The organism is Citrobacter sp. Cpo015, from assembly GCF_030333035.1.
Lineage (GTDB): Bacteria > Pseudomonadota > Gammaproteobacteria > Enterobacterales > Enterobacteriaceae > Citrobacter > Citrobacter portucalensis.
On sequence record NZ_JAOWGS010000032.1, the window covers coordinates 53,532 to 66,110 of the forward strand.

The 12,579-nt window shown below is 46.5% G+C and carries 8 protein-coding genes; 3 read left to right on the forward strand and 5 right to left on the reverse strand.

What is annotated here, in order from left to right; all coding sequences use genetic code 11:
* Nucleotides 1-14: 14 nt before the first annotated feature.
* Nucleotides 15-3,131: an efflux RND transporter permease subunit gene (locus OGY67_RS12780; protein WP_213752834.1), complete on the forward strand. Its 3,117-nt coding sequence runs from the start codon at nucleotides 15-17 to the stop codon at nucleotides 3,129-3,131.
* A 206-nt stretch (nucleotides 3,132-3,337) separates the two neighbouring features.
* Here the strand turns inward: OGY67_RS12780 and OGY67_RS12785 are convergent, their stop codons facing one another.
* Both OGY67_RS12785 and OGY67_RS12790 read right to left on the reverse strand, forming a co-directional pair.
* The gene (locus OGY67_RS12785; RefSeq protein ID WP_020996283.1) at nucleotides 3,338-3,685 is read right to left on the reverse strand and encodes an HdeA/HdeB family chaperone; all 348 of its coding nucleotides are present in this window, start codon (nucleotides 3,683-3,685) and stop codon (nucleotides 3,338-3,340) included.
* Nucleotides 3,685-4,281 (reverse strand): DUF308 domain-containing protein, encoded by a 597-nt coding sequence (locus OGY67_RS12790; protein ID WP_003826082.1) that lies wholly within the window; start codon nucleotides 4,279-4,281, stop codon nucleotides 3,685-3,687. The genes OGY67_RS12785 and OGY67_RS12790 overlap by 1 nt, the downstream gene beginning before the upstream one ends.
* 281 nt (nucleotides 4,282-4,562) lie before the next feature.
* Here OGY67_RS12790 and OGY67_RS12795 point away from each other — a divergent pair, with 281 nt between their 5' ends.
* Nucleotides 4,563-5,195 (forward strand): YfdX family protein, encoded by a 633-nt coding sequence (locus OGY67_RS12795; RefSeq protein WP_003826081.1) that lies wholly within the window; start codon nucleotides 4,563-4,565, stop codon nucleotides 5,193-5,195.
* Between the two features lie 74 nt (nucleotides 5,196-5,269).
* Here the strand turns inward: OGY67_RS12795 and OGY67_RS12800 are convergent, their stop codons facing one another.
* Nucleotides 5,270-8,512: an ATP-binding protein gene (locus OGY67_RS12800; RefSeq protein WP_286574028.1), complete on the reverse strand. Its 3,243-nt coding sequence runs from the start codon at nucleotides 8,510-8,512 to the stop codon at nucleotides 5,270-5,272.
* Between the two features lie 4 nt (nucleotides 8,513-8,516).
* Complete coding sequence (gene evgA, locus OGY67_RS12805; RefSeq protein ID WP_008785570.1) at nucleotides 8,517-9,131, reverse strand: acid-sensing system DNA-binding response regulator EvgA; 615 nt, start codon at nucleotides 9,129-9,131, stop codon at nucleotides 8,517-8,519.
* A gap of 840 nt (nucleotides 9,132-9,971) precedes the next feature.
* Here evgA and OGY67_RS12810 point away from each other — a divergent pair.
* Entirely contained in the window at nucleotides 9,972-11,144 is a 1,173-nt protein-coding gene (locus OGY67_RS12810) for a hypothetical protein (RefSeq protein ID WP_286574029.1), read from the forward strand.
* 88 nt (nucleotides 11,145-11,232) lie between these two features.
* On the opposite strand, the gene OGY67_RS12815 is transcribed toward OGY67_RS12810, so the two are convergent.
* Nucleotides 11,233-12,519 (reverse strand): MFS transporter, encoded by a 1,287-nt coding sequence (locus OGY67_RS12815; RefSeq protein ID WP_003826074.1) that lies wholly within the window; start codon nucleotides 12,517-12,519, stop codon nucleotides 11,233-11,235.
* Between the last annotated feature and the right edge of the window lie 60 nt (nucleotides 12,520-12,579).

A 12,579-nucleotide genomic window follows, 5' to 3' on the forward strand; every position in this document is an offset into this window, starting at 1 on the left:
AGGACACTTTCTTCATGGCCAACTTTTTTATTGAGCGCCCGGTTTTCGCCTGGGTGCTCGCTATTATCATGATGTTTACGGGCGGTATCGCGATAATGAACCTGCCTGTCGCCCAATATCCACAAATTGCGCCCCCAACCATTACCATCAGCGCTGCCTACCCAGGGGCTGACGCAAAGACCGTTGAAGACTCCGTCACCCAGGTGATTGAACAGAATATGAATGGTCTTGATGGCCTGATGTATATGTCATCCACCAGCGATGCGGCAGGTAATGCCTCGATTATCCTGACCTTCAAAACGGGTACGTCACCCGATATTGCGCAGGTTCAGGTACAGAATAAACTACAGCTGGCGATGCCTTCCTTGCCACAGGAAGTACAACAGCAAGGGATCAGCGTTGATAAATCCAGCAGCAATATCTTAATGGTTGCCGGTTTTATCTCTGATAATAACAGCCTGAGCCAATATGATATTGCCGACTATGTAGCCTCGAACATTAAAGATCCGCTAAGCCGCACTGCCGGGGTGGGGAGCGTACAGTTATTCGGTTCGCAATACGCCATGCGCATCTGGTTGGATCCACAAAAGCTCGACAAGTATAACCTCACTCCCGAGGACGTCATTACCCAGCTCAAAGTGCAGAATAATCAGATATCTGGCGGGCAGTTGGGGGGTATGCCTCAGTCAGCCGATCAGCAGTTAAATGCGTCGATAATCGTCCAGACGCGTCTGCAAACGACCGATGAATTTGGCAAGATCTTCCTTAAAGTTCAGCAAGATGGTTCTCAGGTTCTGCTGCGCGATGTCGCGCGCATTGAGCTGGGTGCGGAAAATTATGCAACGGTTGCACGTTACAACGGCAAACCCGCCGCCGGGATTGCGATTAAACTTGCCGCTGGTGCCAATGCCCTGGCAACGTCCCAGGCGGTCAAACAAGAGCTGAACAGATTATCGGCCTGGTTTCCGGCCAGTATGAAAACCGTTTATCCCTATGACACCACGCCGTTTATCGAGATTTCGATTCAGGGTGTTTTTCATACTTTGATCGAGGCAATCATTCTGGTATTCCTCGTCATGTATCTGTTTTTGCAGAGTTTCCGTGCGACGCTTATCCCCACTATCGCCGTTCCGGTGGTTATCCTCGGAACCTTTGCAATACTCGACGTCGCCGGTTTTTCGATTAACACGCTCACGATGTTTGGCATGGTGCTGGCGATAGGGCTGTTGGTCGATGATGCCATCGTGGTGGTTGAGAACGTAGAACGTATTATTGCTGAAGAGCACTTGTCTCCAAAAGCGGCAACGCATAAAGCAATGGGCCAGCTCCAGAGGGCGCTGGTTGGTATTGCCGTCGTGTTATCCGCCGTATTTATGCCGATGGCGTTTATGAGCGGGGCAACGGGTGAAATTTTCCGTCAGTTTTCCATCACCTTGATCTCCTCCATGCTGCTGTCGGTATTTGTGGCAATGAGCCTGACGCCTGCACTTTGCGCTATGTTGTTGAAATCCCACGAAGGAGAAAAGGAAAACACACATTTTTTGTTTACCCGTTTCAATCACTTCATGGAGAAATGCACTCAGCACTACACGGACAGCACCCGTAGACTGCTACGTCGCACAGGCCGTTATATGGTCGTCTATTTAGTCATTGGCGCGGGCATGATTGTGCTGTTTTTACGCACTCCGACCTCGTTTCTGCCTGAAGAAGATCAGGGGGTATTCATGACCACGGCACAATTGCCTTCGGGTTCAACGATGGTGAACACCAGCAAAGTGCTCGGGGAAATAACCGACTACTACCTGACGAAAGAGCAGAAAAACGTTGCTTCTGTTTTCACCGTCGGCGGATTTGGTTTCAGCGGCCAGGGACAAAACAACGGTCTGGCGTTTATCAGCCTGAAGCCCTGGTCAGAACGCGTTGGCGAAGAAAACTCGGTTACCGCCATTATTCGACGGGCCATGATGGCCTTAAGCGCCATCAATAATGCCGTCGTTTATCCGTTCAATTTACCGGCGGTCGCAGAATTGGGCACCGCATCAGGGTTTGATATGGAGCTGCTGGATAACGGTAATCTTGGGCATGAAAAAATGATGCAGGCGCGGAACCAGCTTCTGGCTTTGGCCAACCAGTCATCCGGTGAGGTCGACGGGGTGCGTCCGAACGGTCTGGAAGATACACCGATGTTCCGCATTCACGTCAACGCCAAAAAGGCTGAAGCTATGGGCGTTGCGTTATCGGATATTAATCAGACCATCTCCACCGCGTTTGGTAGTCGCTATGTCAATGATTTCCTGAACCAGGGGCGCGTAAAAAAAGTGTATGTCCAGGCCGATACGCCGTTCCGTATGTTGCCGGACAATATCAACCACTGGTACGTACGTAACGCCTCCGGTTCCATGACGCCGCTCTCCGCCTACTCATCCACCGAGTGGACCTACGGTTCTCCTCGCCTTGAACGCTACAACGGCCAACCAGCAATGGAAATTCTGGGCCAGCCGGTTGAAGGGAAAAGCAGCGGTGATGCGATGAAATTTATGGCATCGCTGATTAATAAACTGCCCGCAGGCGTCGGCTATGCCTGGACCGGTCTGTCTTATCAGGAGGCGCTATCCACAAACCAGGCACCAATGCTGTACGGCATTTCGCTGATCGTCGTGTTTCTGGCGCTGGCGGCACTGTATGAAAGCTGGTCGATCCCGTTCTCGGTGATGCTGGTTGTGCCAATCGGGGTGGTCGGCGCTTTGCTGGCTACCGATCTGCGCGGCCTGAGCAATGATGTTTATTTCCAGGTCGGCCTGCTCACCACCATGGGGCTGTCGGCTAAAAACGCCATTCTGATCGTCGAGTTTGCCGTCGAGATTATGCAGAAAGAAGGGAAAACGCCGCTTGAGGCTGCGGTGGAAGCCGCGCAAATGCGCTTACGTCCAATTCTGATGACCTCACTGGCCTTCATCCTGGGGGTTATTCCACTGGCAATAAGCAACGGCGCGGGCTCTGGTGCGCAAAATGCCGTCGGTACGGGGGTTATCGGTGGGATGCTGGCCGCGACGGTACTGGCAATCTATTTTGTTCCCGTGTTCTTTGTCCTCGTTGAAAATACGTTAGCGCGATTTAAAGCTCGACGCTGATCCCCTGCCCTATCCCTGGGTTTAGATTATTAAATTTCCAGGGATGGGGCTTCGTTTGTCAGGTCTACGGTTATTAGCGGGCACGGCTATCCAGCGAGTTTCTCGTGGATAGCAGGGTAAATTACGCGGATTTTTTATAAGGAACGACTGAGGGTAGGAACAGAGGTTGTCAATTCTAACAAAAGCCAGGCTATCAAAACGGTTAATCAATAGTGCAGACCGGAACCTTTCAGATTTACAGCCAGTTCACCCAGTTTAGTATTCGGATGCTGATGACACATTTTAACCATTTTCGGTACAGCTTCCGTTTCCACCTCATGCAGGGGAACATAATCATCGCCTTTAAAGTCAGAATTTTTATTAACAATCACAAAGGCAATTGCCGTCTTGTATTGCTGACTCATATCAACAAATTCTTTACAGGTCATATCTTGTGGCGCAGCTTCCGTTGCCTGAGTAGCCAAAGCACGGGTCATTGGTGCCATAACAGAGGTCACAAGAATAGCCGCAGAAACCATCATTTTAATATTCACTATGCGCTCCAGAGTTAGCATTAATTTTTATCGGCGAGCTTATCAGTTTTAACCAGCGTCGCATTTCTACGCAGACTGATAAAAGCTAAAGAACTAAAGATCATCTCGACACCAATAAAAATTGAGGTAAATACATACGATCTGTCGGGATCCATATTCAGCCATACGCCGGCAATAAGCAGGTCAAAAATACCAATAAAAATGTTCCATCCATAACCCGGACTACGGAACAGCTTGACCCCAGAGGCGATACGAAAAATCCCCCCCAGAATAAACAGGCAGCAAAATACCATTGCCAGTGAATTCATGCCTATCACAGGATTCACGAGGAAACAGTAACCCAGCAGTAACCACGCGATAGCAAAAAAGGCATAGGTAAATTTGGCTTTCAATTGCTTTTTACCTGAGCTAAACAGGCTATAAATAGAATAGAAACCACATACCAGGAACATAAAACCGGTTGCATAGCTTAAATAAACACCTGCAGCAATCGGATAAATCAAGCAGCAGATGCCACAAATCAACATCAACACCGCCATAATCGTCGCGTGCTTTTTATAATGAACGAGTGTTTTTTCATTAAACGCTCTCAGGCTACGCTGATTAAAAACAAACATACATCCTCCGTTATATATAAACGCAATGTAACCTGTTGACACAAGAATTATTACTCACTCAACATATGTTACTTACAGTGGAATGATAAGACTTCCACTAAGGAAGCGTATATAAGAACAAGAGAATGTCGCTATGCGTATATTCCTACACATGTCAGACATCTGACACTTGTAGGATTAAACGGTCATTATTCTATCTTGGCTCTGATTCCTCTCTTTAACATTATTTAATATGCTTATTGCGTTTGGTGACATATACCAAATTTATTCAGGAGAAAGTAATGAAAAAGATTATTCTTGCGGGTGTGCTTGCAACCATGATGGGTTCAGCACCAGTGATGGCTGCTACTGCTACCACAACCACTCCGGCGCAAGCTGCTACCGCAAATGTACAAAAAGAAGCTGCCGATGTTATGCAGGTCGCAGTGCAAGGCGCAAATGCGATGCGTGATATTCAGCTTGCTCGTCTGGCCCTGTTTCATGGACAGCCTGACAGCGCTAAAAAATTAACCGATGACGCGGCTTCCCTGCTGGCAGGCGACAGCAAAGATTGGGCGAAATTTGTAAAAGCTGCGCCTAAAGCCAAGATGATTGACGATCAGTACGTGGTTATTAACGCTACGGTCGCGCTGTCAGAAGACTATATTGCGACTCCGGCCAAAGAATCCGCTATCAAAACAGCGAATGGCAAAATGGCCAAAGGCGACTGGAAAGGTGCAGTGGATACTCTGCAACTGGCTGGTATCAGCGTGCTTCAGACCCAATACCTGATGCCTCTGAATCAGACTCGTAAAGCCGTTGCCAGCGCGCAAAAACTGCTGACTTCCGGTAAATACTATGAAGCAAACCTTGTGTTAAAAGGTGCTGAAGATGGCATTGTGGTCGATAGCGAGATGATCGGCGCAGGCCAGTAGTACTCAGCACTACGGAGTGTTGAACCAGGACTTTCTCTCCTGATCGGGCAGCTACAGCTACCCGATCAGGGGGATTAATGGCTAATCAGACTGTCTATCTCAATCTCAATTTCCCGCATAACAGCAATGATCTTCTGCAATGCCTCCTCGCGTTCTGACAGAGAAAGATCGTCATGTCGTCTGGATTCGAAAGGTTCGCACAGGTTCTGTAGCGCAGTGATACCCAGAATTTGCGCCGAGCCATGCAACCGGTGAAGGGCTCGCAAAAACAGCTGAGATTCATCTTGCAGAACGGCTTTCTCAGCCGCTTGTATATCATTCAGCGTTGCCTCGCGAAATGTCTCGAGAATCTCGTTCATCAGTGCGCGATCGCCGCCGGTATTTTCCGTCAACACATTGAATTTCAAATGCCGGATTGTACAAGGAGACGCATAACCGGTTTCGATATTACTCAATTCATGGGTCAGTGTCTGAATCGACACAGGCTTGAACAGGCACAAGTTCATACCATTTTGCAGGCATCGATCGCGTGACTGTGGAAGTGCGCTGGCCGTCAGTCCCCATATTTGTAAATTCGGCTGTTGACGACGTAGCGAAGCCGCGAGATCAAACCCGTCTTTTTTCGGCATATTTACATCGGTTATCAGCAGATCGTACGATTTCTTCGCCAGTTTGGCTTCTGCTTCCTCCCCATCACACGCTTCATCCACGCTGTAGCCAATGGCATTCAACTGTCGCTTGAGCAGCAGGCGATTGGTTGGATTATCGTCAGCTATCAAAATAGACAGACACGGAAGCGGTAACAGAGTACCGGGCGCATCGCCATCCGATACAATCGACTGACGAGCCGTTTCAACCGGCAGCGTTATGGTAAACGTGGTTCCTTGCAACGGGACGCTCATCAACTCCAGCGTGCCGCCCATCAACGTCACCAGTTCTTTGCAGATAAATAACCCAAGACCGGAACCGGTTTGTTGACGCCCGCAGCGTCCCTGAGCGTAACGCTGAAACAGCCCCGCCTGCTCATCTTCACTAATCCCGCAACCGGTGTCGCTAATGGCGATGGTCAGGGTACCGTGATTCTCCCCGTCAGGCGTCAAACGGGCCGTTACATGAATGCTGCCCTGCTCGGTAAACTTCAACGCATTACCCACCAGGTTGGTGAGAATTTGCCGCAAAGCCTGCTGATCGACAAATACCCGCTCGTTCGCCGGCAACTGGCTAACGCAGGCAAGCGTAATGCCTCTCTGTCTGGCTAAGGCATCGAAAGAGTGACACTGCAATTCAATGAGCTGCGAGAGATCCGTCCATTGAGGAACAACCTGGTATTTACCAGACTCAATCTTATCCACATCCAGTATCTTACCGATCAGCCCAAGCAATGACTGGGCCGTCGCCCCGGTAAGGGCAATCGCCTCTTTTCGCTGTGCCGGGCTGAGTTCTGAACTCGACAGTAATTCCACAAAGCCAACAATCGAACTTACCGGAGTACGTAATTCATGGCTCATACTCGCCAGAAAGCGACTTTTGGCCTTGGTTGCTTCAATCGCTTTATTCTTTTCGTTTTCCAGTTCTTGAGATAATGCTTCTTTGAGATGAAGCTGCTCTTCCAGTAGCCGCTGCGATTGTTTCCTTTTATTTACCTCACGGGAGAGTGAGATCCCCCAGATCAGGCTAATTGCTATCAGCAGCAGCGCGAATATCCCCAGTTGATAGAACTGTTTGCTATATCGACTCCAGAAATCGACCTGCGTATTGGAAATTTTCGACCACCTCTCCGTCATCTGCAAAATTTCACGTGGCGGTATAGCCTGTAGCGCTTTATCCATAACAGACTTCAACATCGGCTCGCGGGGAGAGATTGCAAAACTTACCGACGCACCAGGCATATCTGGAAGCCTAAAAAAGTGCATATTTTTCTGGTAGTAATGATCGACCATAAATCTTGCCGACAATTCGGTAGCGATTGCCGCATCAACGCTGCCCTCCTTGACCATGGCCATCGCAACACTGCCAGTATCCGCATTCACCCAAGTGGCCTGCGGATAGCGTTGCTTCAGCTCGCTTTCCAGCACATGCCCGGCAGGCAAAGCAATGCGTATCGGCTTCTCCAGTAGCGATTCGGCGGTTTCCTCACGGGAAGTGATCATCACAAATGCCACATTCATCAGCGGATCGCTAAAGGCCGAATTGCTCGGGTTTTGATGAGTTAGCGTGATAGTGGGATACATATCCCACTGTTCGCCGCTTATTTGCTTTGTCTGCTCACTTTTGGAGCTAGCTAAAATGGGTTCAAAATCGAGCCCCGTTTGCAGATGAATAATATTCAGCAAATCACCAATAATACCGCGTAACTCACCACTGCGATCGACCAGCGTATAGGGCGAGTAATCTGGGTTGATTAAAATGCGGATAACATGCTTTTTCTTCAACCACGCTTTTTCCTGATCGGTGAAAGGAATAGGCGCATTCAGATAGGCAAGGTTGCCGCGGTTCAGCCAGTTCTGCATGACTTGCATATGAATTTCATTACTGATTGACGTAATGAAACCATCAAGAATATTTCTTAATACAGGCTGATCTTCGTTAACGACAAAATAATTATATTGTTCTTGCTTATCAAAGTAGTGCGTAATAACCAGTGATTGTGAGAAGTATCGAGAGATACAATGACTGCTGGTGATATTGTTACCAATATAATATTGGTTATCGCCATTCACTACCGACGCCATAGCCTGATACTCGTCGTCATAAAATGAGACTTTAGCCTCAGGAAAAGCCCCCTGGATAACATCGAGAAAAGGGCAATCCCGCACACACGCGACGCTAACCTGATGGTTCGAGGTCAGCGGCAGCATAGTGTTTTTTAGCGATGTTACAAGCGTCGGCCACGTGGTCAGCAATGCCGAAGTACGCAACAAATTCCCGCCAACATCCTGGCGTCGGGACAGTTGGGTTATCAGCGTATCAACATCGTTATTGGCGAGCGCGGCCAGCGCCTCTTGCTCATTATCATACTGCTTTATAATGATTTTTAGATTGAGGTTCTTTTGCATTAACGCAAGGTAATCCGCGTTGACGCCCCGATAATATTCACCGCTATTTTGATAAACAATGGGGGAGACTTCCGGTAACCAGGTGCCAACAACCAAGTTTTTTTTATGCGCTAACCAGTTTGTTTCTTCCCTGTTCAAGCCGATATTTTGCACTGAGGTATTATAGTTACTTTTTAGCTCAACTTGCCGAGCTGAGCTTACACCCGTAGACAACCCGATGGTAAAGATGACCATCAAAAAAATAAAAAAGCGTTCCAGCATTACTCTATCCTATTTTATTTCTCTGCGCATAATCATAAATTTCCATTAATGATGAACAATCTAATTTTTCCATCAACCGGCTTTTATAGGTACTTACCGTTTTATTACTGATATTCATTTTGCTGGCAATTGTGCTGTAATCCATGCCATTAAGGATATAACGCAATACTCTCATTTCCTGGTTCGACAACGTATCAAGCTTATCCTGCTCGCTGACGGATGAACCAGTAAAATGCTCAAGGGAAAAGGGAAAATAGCTATAGCCATTTTTTGCTGCTTCGATTGCGGCAAGAATATTATTCATACCTTCTTTTTTACTCACAAATCCGTTAGCACCGTATTCGGCGCTACGTTTGCCGTAAAAAAATTCATTTTTGGCTGAAATGATAATGATTACACCAGCATAGTGCCGCTTTCTCAGCTGCTCCAGCACTTCGATGCCACTGATACCCGGAATATCCACATCGATAATCAACAGCTCCGGTTTAGTTTTTTCAACGGTTTGAACCACTTGATCCCCACTGTCGAGTTCGGTGGTCACAGCGATACCATTGGTATCGAGTAAGTTGCGGATGGCAATGCGAGCCAATGGGTGATCGTCAACGATTATCGCGTTCATTGCGTATAAGAATCCCGATAAATAAAGAGAGGCGATGGCTATAGAGCAGATGAGTCTTCAATATTATGTTTTATAAACGCAAGACTTTAAGAGGAAAATTCTAGCATAGCCACGCGTATATTTTATTATTTTTTCATAATTCGAATGAATAAATCATAAAAGTAACATTTTAATTTACAAAAATTAAACTTTGAACCTTTGTAAATATCAAATCATTAACACAACGTAAAGGAAAATTCCTACACATGTAGGACAGGTCTTTCATTTATTAGGGTTCATTCTTAACAAAGTTATTAATATCAATAGCGTAGTAAGCATTAGAACCGTAAAAATACGGAAAATGCCCCTCATCTGACGAACCTCCCGTTAGGATGGCATGGTGGAAAGCCGCCATCAAATAGCCGTTTACGTTGGACATTCCTATGCACATTTCTATGCCAGCAACTTTACATTAAAAACAAATATTATTTTCAATACGTTGCCTACGACAGTTCTTTGTTAATTTTATTTCTATATGAAATTATCCTACACTTGTCTTTATGCTTAAATAAAGCAGAAACAGCGTATTTTCAAATTTCCAGGTTACATCGATGCGCTGATAAAAAATAAGATAGAGCATTTTTTCATACTTTCGGGTGATAACAATTTTACTAACCTGAATTTTGGAGAAACTGTAAATCCAGAAGGATCGTACACTGGCACAACCTGGCGGGAAGAAAAACCGGCCAACGTTAAAAGCACCACTTTCACATTCTAAGGAGAAAAATAGGTTACCAGAACAGCAAGTTACGCTTATCTTCTGGTAGTAAGCAAAGCAATTGATTGATGGCGTATAGCAAAATGAATCAAATACGAGAATCATTAAACAATGTTGCATTCCCTGACACAATGCCTGACGCATGGCCTTATCAATCCTGGTGTTCACCTGAAAATATTGATACCGATATTACATGGTACTCATTTACTGAGCTGGATTTGATGATCGAAGCCTGGCTGGGTAAAGACTCACTCATCCCGGTGAACAAAACCGTATGGGGTTTTGTGAACGAAAATGAACCATTAATCCAGATAGTTATCCACGAAGATATTGCATATATTGCAATTAATCACAGATTCTATTCATGGGTAATTATTGTTGCAGGAACATACAACTTAAACATCAGTCTCGATCTTGCCTCCATATTTAAACACACAGCCTTAGCTGATACAGCGCTATGTATTATAGCCAATCGCGTTGACATACATTCAGTAGAGGTATCTCTTAACACCGCCCGCTCTTTTATGAACTTCGTTTTCTTTCATGAATTGGTTCATTTGATGTGTTGCCAGCATCAATACATCAAGATGAATGGCAACCAACTTCCGTATATCAGGACCATGGAGTTTATTGCCGACTTTCTAGCGTACGAACATTCACTCATGCCTGTAACTTACGAATATACCGTACAAAAAGACAACTGGGACCTGCAGATGAGTACCGCTCGATGCCTTGGCTTTGTCATCGCGTCCTATTTCATCATTAAGACGAAACAGAACAACAATTTAAATCTATATCCATCCATAAATGAAAGAACCACCTTGTTGCTGAGTTATATATTATCGCCATCTTTAACGCGGAGTGAACGGGAGGGATTACTGCTAAAATATGAAGCCAGTGGAATAATGGATGCTTATATCCGGCGAGGAAAGCTAGGATTTAATATTAGCAATAATGATTCCCTCACCTCGACTGAATATTCTGCATGTCGTTGTAATTGCAGCAAATGCAGCGCATTCGCCAACGAGATATGTAACAAGGCCAAACCATTGAACAGCGAAGTATTAAACCATATGAGCATTTATACAGAATGCTTCCCTAAAAATAAGGTTTTTTACCCCTTTCCTGTTATAGATAAAAGAGATAACAAAACATCTCATTTTTGTAGTTTACAAAATCCTATACTGTTTTCCTTAGAGAAAACGATTAAAAGATCCTCTGCATTTCTATCAAACCGATTCCTGAGTTTCCACTAAGAGCCTAATGGGATAGGCTCTTAATCACTTATTTCCGTCATCCTTAATGTGGCTCTGGAATAGCAGAGCCACAAGAGAGAGACATTAATCAGGCTTTACTGGGCAACGCTCCCACTGCGTGCGAGCTTTTGACTGTCAGTGTAACGACAGCTGAGCACAACAGTGCAGCAATCATAAAGATAAAGGCGCTGTTATAGCTTCCGCCGCTGCTTTGGATAAGCCAGCCGATGATGGGCGCTGATACAACTCCTGCCATCTGGCCGCCAAAGTTAACAATACCGGATGCCCGCCCCATGATGTTGCTCGGGATCGTATCCATCAGAATGCCCCAGAACGTCGCCATGGCAAAGAACATGAACAGGGCTGAGACACACTGATAAACCACCGCCATATCTGCACTGCTCACGCTGAAAGTCAGATACAGGAATCCCGCGGCAATAACAGAGGTTACGACATACAGCGTTTTACGCTGGGGTTTGAATTTGTCTGAGCAATAACCGCCTAATAATGTTCCGCCTGCCCCGAACAGGAAGGGAATGGCCGCCATGACACCGGTCTTTGCCAGAGAAAACTCTCGTACGGTAATCAGGTAGCTTGGTAGCCAGGTTGAAAAACCCCAGAAGGTAATATCAAACAAAAACCAGATACTGGCCATTTGCCAGAGCACTGGCATTTTGAGTACGTCTTTAAACGCGATAGCGCTGGTGTTTTGCAGGCTCCCCTGATCGTCAGCAGCCAGCTCCGCCAGGTCTTGCTGCGTAATGGCAGGGTGATCTTTCGGGTTGTCACGCGTAAATAAGTAGATACCTGCCGCGATAAACAGACCGGGAATACCCAGCACGATAAAAACCATGTGCCAGCCAAATGCCCCGATGATGCTTGCCGCCACAACTACCGCCAGCGCTGGGCCTAAGGTGTTAACCGTTGACTGAATCGCCGTGGCGCGACCACGCTCTTTCGACGGGAAATAGGTTGATATCATCTTCCATGAGGCCGACGGGAAACATCCCTCACCGATACCAAAGAAGAACCGTACTGCTAACATCAGCGGCAGCGTCAGCACAGCGCCGGTTAAGCTGGTGAACACAGACCACCATGCAATACCAATGGCCATGATTTTGCGCGAGCCAAATTTATCCGCCAGTAATCCACCGGGAATTTGAAACGCAGCATAACCAATAAAAAAGGCGCTAATAATTAAACCTTGTTGAGTCGTATCAAGATTTAAATCTTTGCCAATATAAGGGAGCGAAACGCTCATCACCATTCTGTCGAGAAAAGAGAGCAGCCACGCCAGCCAGATCAGGGTCAGGACGGTATATCTTGCTTTCCAGGTCTTGGGTTTACCTGAAGGTAAAGACGTTTGTAGGTTCATTGTGATGTCCTTAGGGTGTAGTGATCTACCGCGGCCACAAATAGTCGCGATAGATCCATG

What these genes read in the sequence shown, in the direction of transcription:
- OGY67_RS12780 (WP_213752834.1), top strand. Translation starts at nt 15, where the DNA reads ATGGCCAACTTTTTTATTGAGCGCCCGGTTTTCGCCTGGGTGCTCGCT.
- OGY67_RS12785 (WP_020996283.1), bottom strand. Translation starts at nt 3,685, where the DNA reads ATGCTAACTCTGGAGCGCATAGTGAATATTAAAATGATGGTTTCTGCG.
- OGY67_RS12790 (WP_003826082.1), bottom strand. Translation starts at nt 4,281, where the DNA reads ATGTTTGTTTTTAATCAGCGTAGCCTGAGAGCGTTTAATGAAAAAACA.
- OGY67_RS12795 (WP_003826081.1), top strand. Translation starts at nt 4,563, where the DNA reads ATGAAAAAGATTATTCTTGCGGGTGTGCTTGCAACCATGATGGGTTCA.
- OGY67_RS12800 (WP_286574028.1), bottom strand. Translation starts at nt 8,512, where the DNA reads ATGCTGGAACGCTTTTTTATTTTTTTGATGGTCATCTTTACCATCGGG.
- evgA (WP_008785570.1), bottom strand. Translation starts at nt 9,131, where the DNA reads ATGAACGCGATAATCGTTGACGATCACCCATTGGCTCGCATTGCCATC.
- OGY67_RS12810 (WP_286574029.1), top strand. Translation starts at nt 9,972, where the DNA reads ATGAATCAAATACGAGAATCATTAAACAATGTTGCATTCCCTGACACA.
- OGY67_RS12815 (WP_003826074.1), bottom strand. Translation starts at nt 12,519, where the DNA reads ATGAACCTACAAACGTCTTTACCTTCAGGTAAACCCAAGACCTGGAAA.